Genomic DNA, 17,427 nt, shown 5'->3' on the forward strand with positions numbered 1-17,427 from the left:
CACGACATGTCAGCAATGATACCGGACGTCTGTGCCGTGGTGCCGGCCGCTGGATTCGGCCGCCGCATGCAAACGGAATGTCCAAAGCAGTATCTCTCCATCGGCGATAAAACGATCCTTGAGCACGCGGTCGCCGCGCTGCTCGCCCATCCGCGCGTGAACCGAGTGATTATCGCCGTCAGCCCGGGCGATGAACGCTTCGCCCAATTACCTCTTGCTCAACATCCGCAAATCACCGTCGTCAACGGCGGAGCAGAACGCGCCGATTCCGTGCTGGCAGGCCTTCGCGCCGCCGCTGGCGCACAATGGGTGCTGGTGCACGATGCCGCGCGTCCTTGCCTGCATCAGGATGATTTAAACCGCCTGCTTCAATTAAGCGAAACCAGCCGCGTTGGCGGAATTCTCGCCGCGCCAGTGCGCGACACCATGAAGCGCGCCGAACCGGGCAAAACAGCGATTGCCCATACCGTTGAGCGCAATGACTTATGGCATGCGCTGACGCCGCAATTTTTCCCGCTCGAACTGCTTCACGACTGTTTAACACGCGCGCTCAATGAAGGCGCGACCATCACCGACGAAGCCTCGGCGCTGGAATATTGTGGCTATCATCCGGAATTAATCGCCGGACGCGCGGATAATATTAAAGTCACCCGACCCGAAGATTTACGACTCGCAGAATTCTATCTGACCCATGCAGACCCCCAGGAGAAAGCATAATGCGCATTGGACACGGTTTTGACGTACACGCCTTTGGAGGCGTTGGCCCAATTATCATTGGCGGCGTGCGCATTCCTTACGAAAAAGGCCTGCTGGCTCACTCTGATGGCGACGTCGCGCTGCACGCGCTGACCGATGCGCTATTAGGCGCGGCGGCGTTGGGCGACATCGGCAAACTGTTTCCGGACACTGACCCGGCGTTTAAAGGCGCAGACAGCCGCGAACTGCTGCGCGAAGCCTGGCGGCGTATTCAGGCCAAAGGCTATCAACTTTGCAACGTGGATGTGACCATCATCGCGCAGGCGCCGAAAATGCTGCCGCACATTCCGCAGATGCGGGTGTTTATCGCCGAAGATCTCGGTTGCCATATGGACGATGTGAACGTCAAAGCGACAACCACCGAGAAACTGGGCTTTACCGGGCGCGGTGAAGGCATCGCCTGTGAAGCGGTTGCGTTGTTAGTAAAGGCGGCGAAATGACGGATTTCGACAACCTGACCTATTTACACGGCAAACCGGCGGGCAGCGGATTACTGAAAGCCAGCCCGGAAGATTTTCTCGTCGTTGAAGACCTCGGCTTTGAGCCAGACGGCGAAGGCGAGCATATTCTGGTACGAATTCTGAAAAATGGCTGCAATACGCGTTTTGTTGCTGACGCGTTAGCCAAATTCCTTAAAATTCATGCGCGTGAAGTCAGTTTTGCCGGACAAAAAGACAAACACGCGGTGACCGAACAGTGGCTTTGCGCGCGCGTGCCGGGCAACACGATGCCGGATCTCAGCAAGTTCACGCTGGAAGGCTGCAAAGTGCTGGAATATGCCCGCCATAAGCGTAAGTTGCGTCTTGGGGCATTGCAGGGTAACGATTTTACTCTGGTGCTACGCGAAGTGAGCGATCGGGCGGACGTTGAAGCGCGTTTGCAGGCCATAAGCGAGAAAGGTGTAGCGAATTATTTCGGCGCTCAGCGTTTCGGTATCGGTGGCAGCAATTTACAGGGCGCGCTGCGCTGGGCGCAAAGTGATGCCCCGGTGCGCGATCGGAATAAACGCAGTTTTTGGTTGTCGGCAGCGCGCAGCGCGTTGTTTAATCAGATAGTTAGCGAACGCCTGAAAAAAACGGACTTTAATCAAGTTGTTGACGGTGATGCGCTACAATTAGCGGGTCGCGGAAGCTGGTTTGTTGCGACCAACGAAGAGCGTGCGGAACTGCAAGCGCGCGTTGATGCAAAAGCGCTGATGGTCACCGCGCCATTGCCTGGCAGCGGCGACTGGGGCTCACAACGTGACGCGCTGGCATTTGAGCAACAGGCCGTTGCCGATGCGCCGGAATTACAGGCTTTGCTGGTGCGGGAAAAAGTTGAAGCAGCGCGCCGCGCCATGCTTCTCTATCCGCAAAAGTTGAGCTGGAACTGGTGGGATGATGTCACCGTCGAGTTACGTTTCTGGCTACCGGCGGGGAGCTTTGCCACCAGTGTGGTCAGGGAACTTATCAACACATCGGGTGATTATGCGAATATTGCTGAGTAACGATGACGGGATCCACGCGTCGGGTATCCAGACGTTGGCCCGTGCTCTCCGGGAGTTTGCCGACGTTCAGGTCGTCGCTCCCGATCGTAACCGCAGCGGTGCGTCTAATTCGCTGACGCTTGAATCTTCGCTTCGTACTTTTACTTTCGATAACGGCGATATCGCCGTGCAAATGGGCACGCCGACGGATTGCGTTTACCTCGGCGTAAACGCGTTAATGCGTCCGCGCCCGGATGTGGTCGTTTCCGGCATCAATGCCGGGCCGAACCTCGGCGATGATGTTATCTACTCCGGCACCGTTGCCGCCGCCATGGAAGGCCGCCACCTGGGTTTTCCGGCGCTGGCGGTGTCCCTCAACGGCTATACCCACTATCAAACGGCTGCGGCGGTCACTTGTTCCATTCTGCGCGCGTTAAGCCGCGAACCCCTGCGAACCGGGCGTATTTTGAATATCAACGTGCCGGATTTGCCCCTCGACGAGATCAAAGGCATTCGCGTGACGCGCTGCGGCAGCCGCCATCCGGCGGATCAGGTGATTCCGCAGCAAGATCCGCGCGGTAACACGCTTTACTGGATTGGCCCGCCCGGCGAAAAATGCGATGCCGGGCCGGATACCGATTTCGCGGCCGTAGACGAAGGCTACGTTTCCGTGACGCCGCTGCATGTGGATTTAACCGCTTACAGCGCGCATGATGTGGTGTCAGGTTGGTTGGAGCGCGCCGGGGTGAATACGCAATGGTAAGCAAACGCGTACAGGATCTTCTCAATCAATTACGTGCGCAGGGCATCAAAGATGAACAGGTGCTCGAGGCGCTGTCGCTGGTACCGCGTGAAAAGTTCGTTGATGAGGCGTTTGAACACAAAGCGTGGGATAACGTCGCGTTGCCAATTGGTCAAGGGCAAACCATTTCCCAGCCCTATATGGTGGCGCGCATGACCGAACTGCTGGAGCTCACTCCGGCGTCGCGCGTGCTGGAGATCGGCACCGGTTCAGGTTACCAGACGGCGATTTTGGCGCATCTGGTGCATCATGTCTGTTCCGTCGAGCGCATCAAAGGGTTGCAATGGCAGGCGCGTCGCCGCCTGAAACAACTCGATTTACACAATATTTCTACTCGTCACGGTGATGGCTGGCAGGGGTGGCAAGCACGCGCGCCATTTGACGCTATTATTGTGACTGCCGCTCCGCTGGAAATCCCAACTGCACTGATGTCGCAATTGGACGAAGGCGGCATTCTCGTTTTGCCTGTGGGCGATGAACTTCAGCAGTTAAAGCGGGTTCGTCGGCAGGGAAGCGAATTCATTATCGATACCGTAGAAGCTGTACGCTTTGTTCCGCTTGTCAGAGGCGAACTGGCCTGAGTTACAGATTTTTCCTGGGTTTTTCAGACCATAACAGCGTATTGTGGGCAAATTTGCCGTCGACATTCGCGGTTGTCTTTAAGTCATTGGTAATTTACATATTGTTGGGGGAAAAATGAGCGCGGGAAGCCCTAAATTAACCGTAAGCCGTGTTGCGGCATTGTCACTGGTTTCACTTTGGCTGGCAGGGTGTTCAAATTCCACTAATACTCCAGCACCGGTCAGTTCCGTTGGCGGAAACGCTGGCTCAAGCGCCAGTTCCGGCAGCAATTCAGGAATGCTCATTACACCGCCGCCAAAATTGGGCTCGGCGTCACAACAACCGCAAATTCAGCCGGTACAGCAACCTTCCATTCAACCGACGCAGACGCAACCCGTCGCCCAGCAACCTGTCGAGACGGTCAACGGGCACATCGTTTATAACCGCAAATACGGCAATATCCCGAAAGGCAGCTACACCGGCGGCAGTACTTACACCGTCAAACGTGGTGATACGCTGTTCTACATTGCGTGGATCACCGGGAACGATTTCCGCGATCTGGCGCAGCGCAACAATGTTGCCGCCCCGTATGGCCTGAATGTCGGGCAGACTTTGCAGGTCGGAAATGCATCTGGTACGCCAATCACAGGTGGTAATGCAATCACTCAGGCTGATGCATCTGCGCAAGGAATCGTCTCAAAATCTGCACAAAATTCAACCGCAGTGGTTGCTTCGAAACCGACAATTACGTATTCTGAAGATTCAGGTGAACAAAGTGCTAACAAAATGTTGCCGAACAACAAGCCTGCGACCACTATCACAGCGCCTGTTACAGCACCTTCTGTAAGCTCTACCGAACCGACTGTCAGCAGTACAACAACCAGCTCGCCGATTACCACATGGCGCTGGCCGACTGAGGGCAAAGTTATCGACAATTTCTCTGCTACCGAAGGTGGTAACAAGGGTGTCGATATCTCGGGCAGTAAAGGACAGGCTATCACCGCGACCGCAGATGGGCGCGTTGTTTATGCCGGTAACGCGCTGCGCGGTTACGGTAATCTAATCATCATCAAACATAACGATGATTACCTGAGTGCCTACGCCCATAACGACACGATGCTGGTCCGGGAACAACAAGAAGTTAAGGCGGGGCAAAAAATCGCTACCATGGGTAGCACCGGAACCAGTTCTACACGCTTGCATTTTGAAATTCGTTACAAGGGGAAATCCGTAAACCCGCTGCGTTATTTGCCGCAGCGATAAATCGGTGCAAAGTAACTGAAGTTCTCTGATTTGAACCGTTGTAGCGCGCGCAGATGCCGCTGTAACAGGCGCAATGAAGCGTCTTCATATACTTTGCCCAGGGATCACGGGTAGGAGCCACTTTATGAGTCAGAATACGCTGAAAGTTCATGATCTAAATGAAGACGCGGAATTTGATGAGAACGGAACAGAGACTTTTGATGAGAAAGTCTTAGTAGAAGAGGAACCCAGTGATAACGACCTGGCTGAAGAGGAGCTGTTATCGCAGGGTGCCACCCAGCGTGTTTTAGACGCGACTCAGCTGTACCTTGGGGAAATTGGGTACTCCCCGCTATTAACGGCCGAAGAAGAAGTCTATTTCGCACGCCGTGCACTACGTGGTGACGTAGCCTCTCGCCGACGCATGATTGAAAGTAACCTGCGTCTGGTAGTGAAAATTGCCCGTCGATATAGCAATCGCGGTCTGGCGCTGCTGGATCTGATTGAAGAGGGCAACTTGGGGCTGATCCGTGCTGTTGAGAAGTTTGACCCTGAACGCGGATTCCGTTTCTCAACCTACGCCACCTGGTGGATTCGTCAGACCATTGAACGGGCAATCATGAACCAAACCCGTACCATTCGTCTGCCGATTCACATTGTTAAAGAGCTGAACGTTTATCTGCGTACCGCGCGTGAGTTGTCGCATAAACTGGATCACGAACCGAGTGCGGAAGAGATTGCCGAACAGCTGGATAAACCTGTTGATGATGTAAGCCGTATGCTGCGTCTCAACGAGCGCATTACCTCCGTTGACACACCGCTGGGCGGTGATTCTGAAAAAGCGCTGCTGGACATCCTGGCCGATGAGAAAGACAACGGTCCGGAAGACACCACGCAAGACGATGATATGAAACAAAGCATCGTCAAATGGCTGTTCGAACTGAACGCCAAACAGCGTGAAGTTCTGGCACGTCGTTTCGGTCTGCTGGGGTATGAAGCTGCGACACTCGAAGATGTAGGCCGTGAAATTGGTCTCACTCGCGAACGTGTTCGTCAGATTCAGGTTGAGGGTCTGCGTCGTTTGCGCGAAATCCTGCAAACACAAGGGCTGAATATCGAAGCGCTGTTCCGCGAATAAGCACCCTTTCCAGTCAAAAAGGCCGGTCGTAGATGACTCGGCCTTTTTCTTTGCCTGCTATCCGGCTACCGTTTCATGCAGGCGCCGCCAAAGCAATCTGCCCATTTCCCGTTTGAACAGCAACTGGTTCACCCTGCCTGGGGTTTTACCTCGCAGGGCATTTATGCCGTTTATGCGGATGCGCAGCATGTTCCCGCCAGGGTGCGCGCGTTTGTTGATTTTCTGCGTGAATGGGTGGCTTAGTCGTGCATCATCTTTTTGATAAGCGCGGAAAACGCCGCTTGTTCGTGCGCATCCAGGCGGCCTAAAAAGGCTTTGTCCACGCTGTTGCCCAGCGGAATGCTGGCGGCCAGCAGCGCTTCGCCTTCGTTTGTCAGGTAGACAAACCGTCGGCGTTTGTCCGCCGGATCGTTTTCCCGGCGCACCAGACCACGGTTTTCCATGCGGCTGAGCATTTCCGCCAGCGTCGCTTTGGTACTCACCGCCGCTTCCGTTAACGCCACTTGCTCAATACCGGGATTGTCCGCAATGGAGCGCAACACAGCGTATTGCGGCTTGGTGAGTTCAGGCAGCGCTTGCTGCCAGCGCGAAGTATGTTGCTGAAACAACTGGCGCAACAGGTGAAACGCTTCGTTTCTCAATTCCATAGACACTCCGAATTATAATTCGCATCTATGATAGCCGCTTCTAAGCGGCTTTATAACAACACAATTTTTAACCTTTCTTGCGGCTAAACAACGGCTGGCTTGTCAGCTCCTCCTGGCGAGCGTAGGGTGCAAAATTAATGTTCGCATACGAACAAATTCAATCCATTTGACCTTGCCTCCACAGGAGAATGCGTAATGGCTTTTGATGATTTGCGAAGTTTTTTACAGGCGCTGGACGACCAAGGACAGTTACTGAAAATCAGTGAAGAAGTGAATGCCGAGCCGGATTTGGCCGCTGCTGCAAATGCGACGGGTCGTATCGGCGAAGGCGCACCGGCGTTGTGGTTCGACAATATTCGCGGCTTTATTGACGCGCGCGTGGCGATGAACACCATCGGTTCCTGGCAGAACCATGCCATTTCCCTCGGCTTGCCGCCCAATACGCCGGTAAAGCAGCAGATTGACGAATTTATTCGCCGCTGGGATACCTTCCCGGTCGCGCCAGAACGCCGGGATAACCCGCCGTGGACGGAAAATAGCGTCGATGGCGACGGTATTAACCTGTTCGACATTCTGCCGCTGTTTCGCCTGAACGATGGCGATGGCGGTTTCTACCTCGATAAAGCCTGCGTTGTTTCGCGTGACCCGCTCGATCCCGATCACTTCGGCAAACAGAATGTCGGTATTTACCGCATGGAAGTGAAGGGCAAACGCAAACTCGGCCTGCAACCTGTGCCGATGCATGACATTGCGCTGCACCTGCATAAAGCGGAAGAGCGCGGCGAAGATTTGCCGATCGCCATTACGCTCGGTAACGACCCGATCATCACGCTAATGGGCGCAACGCCGCTGAAATACGATCAATCAGAATATGAAATGGCGGGCGCGCTACGTGAAAGCCCATACCCGATTGCCACCGCGCCATTGACCGGCCTCGATGTGCCGTGGGGTTCCGAAGTGATCCTCGAAGGGGTAATTGAAGGTCGCAAACGCGAAATCGAAGGGCCGTTTGGCGAGTTTACCGGTCACTATTCTGGCGGGCGCAATATGACGGTGGTGCGCATCGATAAAGTCTCTTACCGCACAAAACCGATTTTCGAATCGCTCTATCTCGGCATGCCGTGGACCGAAATTGATTATCTGATTGGGCCGGCCACCTGCGTTCCGCTGTACCAGCAATTGAAAGCCGAGTTCCCGGAAGTGCAGGCGGTGAACGCCATGTACACCCACGGTTTGCTGGCGATCATCTCAACGAAAAAACGCTACGGTGGTTTTGCCCGTGCCGTGGGGTTACGCGCCATGACCACGCCGCACGGTCTGGGCTACGTGAAGATGGTGATTATGGTCGATGAAGATGTCGATCCGTTTAACTTGCCGCAGGTGATGTGGGCGCTGTCGTCAAAAGTGAATCCGGCGGGCGATTTGGTGCAGTTGCCGAATATGTCGGTGCTGGAGTTGGATCCGGGCTCAAGCCCGGCGGGCATCACCGACAAGCTGGTGATTGATGCCACCACACCGGTTGCGCCGGATACGCGCGGCCATTACAGCCAGCCGGTGCGCGATTTACCCGAAACCAAAGCCTGGGCCGAGAAACTGACTGCCATGCTGGCGAACCGCCAATAAGGAGCAAAAAATGATATGTCCACGTTGTGCCGATGCGCAGATTGAAGTGATGGCGACATCGCCAGTGAAAGGCGTCTGGACGGTGTTTCAGTGCCAGCATTGTTTATACACCTGGCGTGATAGCGAACCGCTGCGCCGCACCAGCCGTGAGCATTACCCCGAGGCGTTTCGGATGACGCAGAAAGAGATTGATGGTGCACCGCAGGTGCCGAGCATTCCGCCGCTGTTGGCGGATGATAAACGTTAGCGCCTAATGCCGGATGGCGGCACTTCGTTTACCCGACCTACAATATTCCGTAGGCCGGATAAGCGTCAGCGCCATCCGGCGATCATCGTCGGCATCACACCAAACTCTTCAACCGATAAATCCACTCGAGCGCCTGGCGCGGCGTCAAACTGTCCGGGTCGAGATTCTCCAGCGCTTCGATCGCCGGGCTGGTCTCTTCCGGCGTGGCGAGCAACGACATTTGCGTACCGTCGATCTGCGTGGCCGCCGCATTTGGCGACAAACTTTCCAGCTCGCGCAATTTACCGCGCGCCCGCTTAATCACCTCTTTTGGCACGCCCGCCAGCGCGGCAACGGCCAGGCCGTAACTCTTGCTCGCCGCGCCATCTTGCACGCTGTGCATAAAGGCAATGGTATCGCCATGCTCCAGCGCGTCGAGATGCACATTCGCCACGCCTTCCATTTTCTCCGGCAACTGCGTCAGCTCGAAATAGTGAGTGGCAAACAGCGTCAGCGCTTTGATTTTATTCGCCAGATTTTCCGCACATGCCCAGGCCAACGACAAACCATCATACGTCGAGGTGCCGCGACCAATTTCGTCCATCAGCACCAGGCTGTTTTCCGTGGCGTTATGCAGGATATTGGCGGTTTCGGTCATCTCCACCATAAAGGTCGAACGCCCGCTGGCCAGATCGTCCGCCGCGCCGACGCGGGTAAAGATGCGATCGATTGGCCCAATCTCCACTTTCTGCGCTGGCACATAGCTGCCGATATAGGCCAGCAGCGCAATCAACGCGGTCTGGCGCATATAAGTACTTTTACCGCCCATGTTCGGGCCGGTGATAATCAACATCCGGCGCTGCGAGGACAAGTTCAGCGGATTGGCGATAAACGGCTCTTTCAGCACCTGCTCAACCACCGGATGACGCCCTTCGCTAATGCGAATGCCCGGTTTGTCGCTAAATGTCGGGCAACAGTAATTAAGGGTGTAAGCGCGTTCCGCCAGATTGACTAACACATCCAGCTCCGCCAGCGCAGAAGCGCTCTGTTGCAAGTCCGCCAGATGCGGCATCAGCAGGTCGAACAACTCATCATAAAGCTGTTTTTCCAACGCCAGCGCTTTGCCCTTCGAGGTCAGAACTTTGTCTTCGTACTCTTTCAGTTCAGGAATAATGTAGCGCTCAGCGTTTTTCAGCGTCTGGCGGCGCACATAATGGATCGGCGCGAGATGGCTTTGCCCGCGACTGATCTGAATAAAATAGCCATGCACCGCGTTATAGCCGACTTTCAGCGTATCCAGCCCGAGACGCTCGCGCTCGCGGATCTCCAGCCGGTCGAGGTAATCGGTCGCGCCATCCGCCAGCCCGCGCCACTCATCAAGCTCCGCGTGATAACCAGGCGCAATCACGCCGCCATCGCGCACCAGCACCGGCGGCGCTTCAATAATGGCCCGTTCCAGCAGCTCGCGCAGTTCAGTGAACTCGCCCATTTTTTCGCGCAGCACTTGCACCGGCGCGCTGTCGACATCCGCTAGCTGGCGGCGCAGCTCGGGTAATTGCTGGAAAGCGTAACGCATACGCGCCAAATCGCGCGGGCGGGCAGTGCGCAGCGCCAGACGCGCCAGAATACGTTCCAGATCGCCCACCTGGCGCAGCACCGGTTGTAACTCCGCCGCGCGATCTTGTAACGCGCTGATGGTTTGCTGGCGTTCGGTAAGCACGTTGGTGTCGCGCACCGGCATATGCAGCCAGCGTTTGAGCATGCGGCTGCCCATTGCCGTGACGGTGCAATCAAGCACCGAGGCGAGCGTGTTTTCAATCCCGCCCGCCAGGTTCTGGGTGATCTCCAGGTTACGGCGCGTGGCGGCATCCATAATAATGGTGTCCTGCTGGCGTTCCATGGTGATCGAGCGAATATGTGGCAGGGCGGTGCGCTGCGTGTCTTTCACATATTGCAACAGGCAACCGGCGGCGCACAGGCCGCGCGGCGCGTTTTCGACGCCAAAACCAATCAGGTCGCGGGTGCCAAACTGCATATTTAATTGCTGGCGGGCGGTGTCGATTTCGAACTCCCACAGCGGGCGACGACGCAAGCCGCGACGGCCTTCGATAAGCGCGGTTTCGGCAAAGTCTTCCGCGTACAGCAGTTCGGCAGGGTTGGTGCGTTGCAGTTCGGCGGCCATGGTGTCGCGATCCGCCGGTTCGCTCACGCGAAAACGCCCGGAGCTAATATCCAGCGTGGCATAGCCGAAGCCTTTGCTGTCTTGCCAGATTGCCGCCAGCAGGTTGTCCTGGCGCTCCTGCAACAGCGCTTCATCGCTGATGGTGCCGGGCGTGACGATGCGCACCACTTTGCGTTCCACCGGCCCTTTGCTGGTGGCCGGGTCGCCAATTTGCTCGCAAATCGCCACCGATTCACCCAGGCTAACCAGTTTCGCCAGGTAGTTTTCCACCGCGTGATGTGGCACACCGGCCATCGGGATCGGTTCACCGGCAGAAGCGCCACGTTTAGTGAGGGAGATATCCATCAACTGCGACGCGCGTTTGGCATCGTCGTAAAACAGCTCATAGAAATCGCCCATACGGTAGAACAGCAGAATGTCCGGATGCTGCGCTTTCAGCTTCAGATACTGCTGCATCATGGGCGTATGGGCGTCGAAATTCTCGATAGTACTCATCAGTTAGTGATGTCCATTTTCTAGAAAATTAAATGAGTTAGTTATTTTTAGTTGTTCTCATTAGCCGTTACGTTTTCTCTTATGAAGCGCAAATTCTCTTTTCATAAGAACCAGGCAGCATGATAACGAAGTCCAGGAAGCTGGGAAATAAGCAGGGATAAAGTGTACGAAATGAGGCTGTCTGGAGGGAAACAAAAAAATCCACGCCGTAGCGTGGATCATTATTTTCAGAAAGGATTAAAACGCAACGTTCGCAGTAATGCCGCCAACAAACGCATCGTCCACCTGATTTACCGCACCTGGCGCGGAGATGTATTGCAGGTTAGGACGAATTTGCAGCCAGTTTGTCGCCTGCACGTTGTAGTAAATCTCATAGTTGTACTCTGAACCGTCCTGAATCGGCAGGTACGCCAGGCTGTTGTAGTCGGTCTGGCCGTTGAAACGGTTCTCGTCGCCCAGCATGCGGGTGTAAGACGAGTTGATGTGAATACGGCCAGCGGCAACGCCAATCTCATCTTGCGGACGGGCATCAAACGGCCCTTTCCAGGTCAGCGCCACGGACTGGTAATTATCCGTTTTTGAGGTTTTATGATCGTTCATCACCGCCTGAACGGTCAGCGTCAAACCGCGATCGCGTGAGCCGCCCTGCGCGGTCAATTGCTGTTGCGCGAGGATGTAACCGCCATAAGAGTGCGCGGTGTCACCGTAACTGCCGTTGCGCCATGAACCGTAGACATCATCGTGCGTTGACGAGTAGTAATAACCGATGCGGTAATTCCCCGGCAGTTTGTCCGCGCCGAGCTGCGGTTGCCAGCCCAGTTCAACCGGCACCAGGTTGCCTTCCGTTGGGTTGAACTCCATGCGGAAACCGTCGCCGCGATCGTAGTTGTACGGGTTCTGGTTATAGAAACCGACCTGCATAAAGACGTCCGGCGTAAAGTTAAGCCGCACGCGTCCGCCCCATTGGGACACCGGCCAGTTATACCAGTGATCGCCGCGCCAGTTGCCCGCCTGGCCGCTACCGAACGCCAGGTTCTGGAACTTGCTATCGAAGTTATCGAAATCTTCACCAACGGTCACACGGCCCGCTTTCACGTCGAGCACATCATCAAAGAAGCCTTTACGCAGCCAGAACTGCGTCAGACGCCAGGTTTGCCCGCGCCCGTAAACTTCCTGGGTAGAAGAGAGCATGCCGGTGCGTGGGTCGGCAACCTGGTCGGAAACGTTCTTGCCATCACGGTTGGTAATGGTCATCTGGAACTCGGCGTCCTGCCAGTTCAGCAGTTTTTCGAGATCGAGGGTAACGCCAAATGCTTGCTGATCGCTGTAGCGCGCGGTGGTTGAGGTGTTGTAACCACCTGCGAAGTTTGAGGCGGCTTCCAGTGTGTAATTAAGCTGGAAATCAACACCTTCATCTTTCAGTTCGGAGCGCGTTCCGCCCCAATCGCCGAGCATCCATGGTGAGTCAGCACTGAAGGCGTCGGCCGCGTGCGCAAAGCCGGGTTGCATGGTCAGGAGTAAAGCTCCGGCAATGCCAGATAAAGCGGGATGTTTCGCCACTGTTTTGAAATGTTTCATTTTATTTATTCTTAGATAACGGTAATGGATGGAATTTTCAGTGTAATAATCTGGCGAAGCAGGTTTTATAGATTTGTGCGCGTAAGTTTTTCTTGGCGAAAAAGTATGATCGGTGCCGCAAAATTACATGCGTAAGATTTCCCTTTGCGCGTTTTAGTGATTCGCCCATGCAGGGCGTTATTCGTTCTGTTCGCGATGCTCTTTCCGGCGACGCGCGGTCAGCAGTGGCGTGACAGAAATTCCGTGCAGCAACACGCTTAACGTCACAATGGTGATGGCGGCATCCGTCACGACATTGGCTTCGGCACCCTGCAAGCCGTGGACATAGGCGTAGGCAATATAATTCAGGCTGCCGATACCGCGAATCCCCAGCCAGCCGAGGCTGGCGCGGTGAAACCAGGAACTGCCGTCACGCCAGGTGACGATAAACACCGCCAGCGGGCGGATAACCACAAAGATAACGAACGCCAGAATCAGCGCGTGCGCATCCCAGTGTTGAGAAAGCGTCACGCCCAGCACAATCACCAGCAACGCCGCCAGCAGGCGCTCGACGGTATCGCCAAACGACAGCGCATCGCCAATCACCAGGCCGACAGATTTGATTGGGTTGCGCTCTTCAAGCCCGTGGCGCGTATGCGGATTGACGCGCATTTCCGCCGGTAAATCGTGGTCTTCTTCGGGATCTAAATGCCGTTTCTGCACGCTTACTTCCGCGCTACGCAGCCCAATACCCGCCGCAAACGCCGCCAGAAAACCGGATGCGCTGACCGCAATCGCCAGCGAAAAGCTCAGGCAGATAAGCGCAAGGGCGACAAAATCACTGGGCGCGACTTCCCCCTGCGCATGGCGCGAACGGGTGGCGATAAGGCCAATCAGCCTGCCCATAATAAAGCCGATGAGCAGCCCGACAACCAGTGCCCACAGCAGGTCAACGCTAAACCATTTTAATAATTCATCGGCACTCACCGCGCCGTCGGCTTCGTACCAGATAAGCGCGAGGATCAGAAAAGGCAGCGCCGTTCCGTCATTCAGACCGGCTTCACTGGAAAGCGCGATGCGCAACTGATCGCCATCCCGCGCGTCGTTAATCGCCACAAGGCTTGCCAGCACCGGGTCGGTCGGCGCGAGGATCGCCCCCAGCGCCAGCGATAATGGCCAGGAGAGATCCATCAAATAGTGCGCGGCGAGCATAATCCCGGCGATGGTCAGCAGCATGCCGGGCAGCGCCAGCTTGATGCCCATTCTCCAGTACGGCGAGGTAAGCGGAATGCGGATTTTCAGCCCGGTAATAAACAGCGACGCCGCCATGGCGATTTCGGTGATGCGGCTGGTAAGCTCAGCGTGCGCCGCGATATCAATGTTGAGAATGCCCATTTCCCACGGGCCGCAGATGATCCCGACCACCAAATAGAGCCCGAAAACGGGAATAGGCACTCGGCTTATCCAGCCATACGACAGTGACATCAACAATAACAAGCCACCCGTGGCAGCCATCCACGCCAAATAACTCATACTTCTCCCTATCCATGCACAACCTGAATGTTGCCTCTAAAAGTTATAGTTGCTTAAAAAGGTCTGCACCAGGCGAGCAGGGGATTCGTGGAAGCACTTTCCTTTGGCTACGCTTAAAAGAAAGTGCGTAACGAGGAGTTCGAATGAGCAAGAAGATCATGCAGGAATACCTTGTGCTGGGGGGAAAGCATCATGGGGACGTCTGGCGCGGCGTCTACCCGGCAATGGGGCTGAATCTGTCAAAACAGGACGAGCGTTTTGGTCAGTTTTATGACCGAGAAGGGCAGCAAAAAATCGAACTCTCGCGCAAGGAGCAATATTTCATTTCGGAATGGTTATCGCCCGAAGGGCACACCTTTTTGCTGGCGACGGCGGAAGATCTGACGGAATTCAATATTGAAGAGGAAATTGGTCGGATTACACCCCCGCTCCGGCCACTGGACTGCAGCATCGAAGACTGGATTTGAGCCTGGGGTTGAAGATGTTTCCGGCGCGCGTTACCTTCGCGCGCCAATTATATTTTTCCCATCAATAACCTCCGCCAAAAATTTTAGAAACGGATTTGCGCATAGGTGAAGTTTTAATAAATTGCGCACTGAGAGAGAGATCTAAAAATGAATATATCCTTATAGACACAGAGAAACATCTTGTATAAAGATGCAGCCTCGAAATAAAAACATATATTCAGGAGGTATAAACATCTAATAAATCTATTTCTCTAATAAATATTCATTCGAATAACATATTCCGTTAATTTTTTTCTTTCATTCAAATTAGCCACGGGAAAGTGCGCTAATAAATTACGCGAACCATTAATACGGCGCGCTAATTTATCAATAAATGGATTGCATAACATGAAAAAGTCTTTACTCGTGCTGTTGATAGCCGCCGCCTGCGGTAACGCTTCTGCGCAAAATTTAACGGTCGAAGAGCGACTGGCGCGATTAGAAAAAACGTTACAGGAAAACAGTGCGGAGCTTGCGAAAACAAAAGCAGAGCTAACGCACTATAAACAGGCCGCGGCAAATAACGAAAAAGACACCCCCGTTATTAACGCCATCAATGATTCATCCGAAAATAGCACAACAGAAAACACGACATTTACCCTAAAAGAGATCAGCGACTATGTTAAGGAAGATATTGGTTTCGCCTGGAATGGTTATTTACGTTCCGGTTGGGGCGCCGCCAGTAACGGTTCGCCAAAAGAGTATGCCATCGGTTCGCTGGGGCGTTTTGGTAATGAATACTCCTCCTGGTTCGATCTGGTTTTAACGCAGCGTGTTTATGAGCAAAACGGCAAATCGGCACATGCCGTGGTGCAATTAGATGGCAATGTCGGCGCGCAATACGGCAGTGCCTGGTTTGATAAAGACTCCGAAAATATGCTGCAATTTTCCGATATTTTCCTCACCACGCGTGGTTTCCTGCCTTTCGCGCCGGAAGCGGATTTATGGGTGGGGAAACATAACCTGCCGAAATATGAAATCCAGATGCTGGACTGGAAAAATCACCAGACCGACAGTGGAGCGGGGATCGGCATCGAAAACTGGCAGCTTGGCGCAGGGAAACTCAACATCGCGCTGGTTCGCCAGGACCTGGACGCCTATGCGGTGACTTACCCGGCAGTGAAGGAAAGCGGTGCCATGCAGGTCAATACCAATACGGTCGATATGCGTTATAAAGATCTGCCGGTAGGGGGTAACACCACGCTGGAGCTGATTGGTCGTTACTCCATGGCGAACAAATCCGGTGCCTACAAAACCGGCGAACAGGATGGGCATTACTACAGCATCAAAGATGCGTGGTTAACGGGAGGCATCTTGCGCCACCGGTTCAAGATGGGCGGTTTTGAAGAGTTGACCGTGCAGGCGGCGGATAACTCGCTGGCCAGCGGCTTTGCGCTGATCTCCAATTCCGGCGCGACCTATGGCTATCGCGATAATTATTATGGCGAGCATTCCTACGGCAAAGCATTCCGCGTGATTTCGCAGGGGGAATTCTACCCGTCGTCGCAAACCGTGATGGCCCACGCGTTGGTCTATTCCGCCGGGAATGATATCTACAGTTACGACACCGGCGCGCATACGGATTTTCGCAGTTATCGCGCAGTGGTTCGCCCGGCGTGGATTTGGGATAACCACAACCAGACCGGCGTAGAGCTGGCGTGGTTTAAGCAGACCAACAAACAGCAGGGCGTTGATTACACGGAAAAAGGCTATAAAACCACGCTGTATCATGCGCTGAAAATCAATTCCAGCATGCTGGAATCCAGACCGGAGCTGCGTTTCTACACCACCTGGCTTCGCGCGGCAGATAATGCGATCAGCCAGTTTCGCTTTAATGATGGCAGAAAAGATCAGTTGACCATTGGGGCGCAGGCCGAGGTGTGGTGGTAAGGGGAAAAAAAGGCGGCGCAGGGCTGCGCCGCAAAACAGGTACTAAATATCAAGAAAACTGCCCAGCCGATAACCTCGGTCGGCAATCGCATATTTCAGTGATGGCGACGTCAGCACATCCAGTTCAGTTAAGCGGGGGTAACAATAACTACTCAGGCGAATCGGGTTGTCGATAAAAGCCGGGTGGCACATCACTTCCAGCGATGTTTCACCCCGTGCGGCAGAGGCATCCAGCGTGCGCAAAAAGAGCGCTTCTGAAACCTCGTCTCCGTAAAATTCACTGCTAAAACCCTGCGTACTGCGAAGCGTTGTGGGCAAATCTGCATCAATCCGTTGGTTGCGATCGATACGCAACGGCAACCCGCGTCGGGCGGCGAATTGCGCCATCAGCGGCAAAACCTGCGGGAGCATATGCACATGGTGATGGCTGTCGAGATGCGTCGGTTCGCGACCAAACAGGGTGGTAAAACGCTGATACTGGCTCTCCAGTTCCTGGGCTATCTCTTCCAGCGGTAGCGTTCCTTGCTCGGCCATTTGCCAAATCCATTTCCCCAGCTTGCCGTCTCGCGCAAGTCCTGGCATCGGCGTTAACGGTCTACCCAACGTCAGCGCAAAGTGCATGCCGACGGCCAGCCAGGGCGCATCTTGCGAAAGCGCAGCGGCATGTTCCACCGCGTCACCATTCACCAGCGCGGTGGTGGAGGTCACCACGCCGTGGCGAAAACTCTCGATAATGCCGTAGTTTTGCCCTTTACTGAGGCCAAAATCATCCGCGTTGACAATCAATAAGCGTTCCATAGCTCA

16 protein-coding genes and 1 pseudogene are annotated in these 17,427 nt (G+C 54.7%); 12 read left to right on the plus strand and 5 right to left on the minus strand.

All coding sequences use genetic code 11. The features are described 5' to 3' along the window. The first annotated feature begins 6 nt into the window (after positions 1-6). From ispD to AAEY27_RS04825, 8 genes and pseudogenes are all read left to right on the plus strand, one after another. Positions 7-717, plus strand: coding sequence for a 2-C-methyl-D-erythritol 4-phosphate cytidylyltransferase (gene ispD / locus AAEY27_RS04790; RefSeq protein WP_342323770.1), 711 nt, complete (start codon positions 7-9; stop codon positions 715-717). Beyond that, on the plus strand, positions 717-1,196 hold the full coding sequence (gene ispF / locus AAEY27_RS04795) for a 2-C-methyl-D-erythritol 2,4-cyclodiphosphate synthase (protein ID WP_342323771.1): 480 nt from the start codon (positions 717-719) through the stop codon (positions 1,194-1,196). Before ispD ends, ispF begins: the two co-directional genes overlap by 1 nt. Then, entirely contained in the window at positions 1,193-2,242 is a 1,050-nt protein-coding gene (gene truD, locus AAEY27_RS04800) for a tRNA pseudouridine(13) synthase TruD (protein WP_342323772.1), read from the plus strand. Before ispF ends, truD begins: the two co-directional genes overlap by 4 nt. Continuing rightward, positions 2,223-2,984: a 5'/3'-nucleotidase SurE gene (surE, locus tag AAEY27_RS04805; RefSeq protein WP_342323773.1), complete on the plus strand. Its 762-nt coding sequence runs from the start codon at positions 2,223-2,225 to the stop codon at positions 2,982-2,984. Before truD ends, surE begins: the two co-directional genes overlap by 20 nt. Then, positions 2,978-3,604: a protein-L-isoaspartate(D-aspartate) O-methyltransferase gene (locus AAEY27_RS04810; protein WP_342323774.1), complete on the plus strand. Its 627-nt coding sequence runs from the start codon at positions 2,978-2,980 to the stop codon at positions 3,602-3,604. The genes surE and AAEY27_RS04810 overlap by 7 nt, the downstream gene beginning before the upstream one ends. A gap of 115 nt (positions 3,605-3,719) precedes the next feature. Continuing rightward, positions 3,720-4,847, plus strand: a complete 1,128-nt coding sequence (gene nlpD, locus AAEY27_RS04815; protein WP_342323775.1) for a murein hydrolase activator NlpD — start codon at positions 3,720-3,722, stop codon at positions 4,845-4,847. A gap of 124 nt (positions 4,848-4,971) precedes the next feature. Then, positions 4,972-5,964: an RNA polymerase sigma factor RpoS gene (gene rpoS / locus AAEY27_RS04820; protein WP_342323776.1), complete on the plus strand. Its 993-nt coding sequence runs from the start codon at positions 4,972-4,974 to the stop codon at positions 5,962-5,964. Between the two features lie 141 nt (positions 5,965-6,105). Next, positions 6,106-6,207, plus strand: a pseudogene (locus tag AAEY27_RS04825) (LysR family transcriptional regulator); the annotation flags it as partial. On the opposite strand, the gene AAEY27_RS04830 reads toward AAEY27_RS04825, so the two are convergent. Continuing rightward, the gene (locus AAEY27_RS04830) at positions 6,204-6,611 is read right to left on the minus strand and encodes a MarR family winged helix-turn-helix transcriptional regulator (RefSeq protein ID WP_342323777.1); all 408 of its coding nucleotides are present in this window, start codon (positions 6,609-6,611) and stop codon (positions 6,204-6,206) included. The pseudogene AAEY27_RS04825 and the gene AAEY27_RS04830 sit on opposite strands and share 4 nt — an antisense overlap. Positions 6,612-6,806: 195 nt before the next feature. On the opposite strand from AAEY27_RS04830, the gene AAEY27_RS04835 reads away from it, so the two are divergent. Next, complete coding sequence (locus AAEY27_RS04835; RefSeq protein WP_342323778.1) at positions 6,807-8,234, plus strand: non-oxidative hydroxyarylic acid decarboxylases subunit C; 1,428 nt, start codon at positions 6,807-6,809, stop codon at positions 8,232-8,234. Between the two features lie 10 nt (positions 8,235-8,244). Next, positions 8,245-8,481 carry a non-oxidative hydroxyarylic acid decarboxylases subunit D gene (locus AAEY27_RS04840; RefSeq protein ID WP_342323779.1) on the plus strand — a complete coding sequence of 79 codons (237 nt, stop codon included), beginning with the start codon at positions 8,245-8,247 and terminating at the stop codon, positions 8,479-8,481. Positions 8,482-8,575: 94 nt separating this feature from the next. On the opposite strand, the gene mutS is transcribed toward AAEY27_RS04840, so the two are convergent. The 3 genes from mutS to AAEY27_RS04855 all read right to left on the minus strand — a co-directional run bounded on the left by mutS (position 8,576) and on the right by AAEY27_RS04855 (position 14,227). Next, positions 8,576-11,137 carry a DNA mismatch repair protein MutS gene (gene mutS, locus AAEY27_RS04845; protein ID WP_342323780.1) on the minus strand — a complete coding sequence of 854 codons (2,562 nt, stop codon included), beginning with the start codon at positions 11,135-11,137 and terminating at the stop codon, positions 8,576-8,578. Between the two features lie 237 nt (positions 11,138-11,374). Further along, the gene (locus AAEY27_RS04850; RefSeq protein WP_342325464.1) at positions 11,375-12,646 is read right to left on the minus strand and encodes a carbohydrate porin; all 1,272 of its coding nucleotides are present in this window, start codon (positions 12,644-12,646) and stop codon (positions 11,375-11,377) included. Positions 12,647-12,892: 246 nt separating this feature from the next. Next, positions 12,893-14,227 (minus strand): cation:proton antiporter, encoded by a 1,335-nt coding sequence (locus AAEY27_RS04855; protein ID WP_342323781.1) that lies wholly within the window; start codon positions 14,225-14,227, stop codon positions 12,893-12,895. A gap of 143 nt (positions 14,228-14,370) precedes the next feature. On the opposite strand from AAEY27_RS04855, the gene AAEY27_RS04860 reads away from it, so the two are divergent. Both AAEY27_RS04860 and AAEY27_RS04865 read left to right on the plus strand, forming a co-directional pair. Continuing rightward, positions 14,371-14,694, plus strand: coding sequence for a hypothetical protein (locus AAEY27_RS04860; protein ID WP_342323782.1), 324 nt, complete (start codon positions 14,371-14,373; stop codon positions 14,692-14,694). A gap of 387 nt (positions 14,695-15,081) precedes the next feature. Next, the gene (locus tag AAEY27_RS04865; protein WP_342323783.1) at positions 15,082-16,623 is read left to right on the plus strand and encodes a carbohydrate porin; all 1,542 of its coding nucleotides are present in this window, start codon (positions 15,082-15,084) and stop codon (positions 16,621-16,623) included. Positions 16,624-16,665: 42 nt separating this feature from the next. Here the strand turns inward: AAEY27_RS04865 and chbG are convergent, their stop codons facing one another. Beyond that, the gene (chbG, locus tag AAEY27_RS04870) at positions 16,666-17,421 is read right to left on the minus strand and encodes a chitin disaccharide deacetylase (RefSeq protein ID WP_342323784.1); all 756 of its coding nucleotides are present in this window, start codon (positions 17,419-17,421) and stop codon (positions 16,666-16,668) included. Positions 17,422-17,427: the final 6 nt, after the last annotated feature.

The organism is Kosakonia sp. BYX6, assembly GCF_038449125.1.
GTDB classification, from domain to species: domain Bacteria; phylum Pseudomonadota; class Gammaproteobacteria; order Enterobacterales; family Enterobacteriaceae; genus Kosakonia; species Kosakonia calanthes.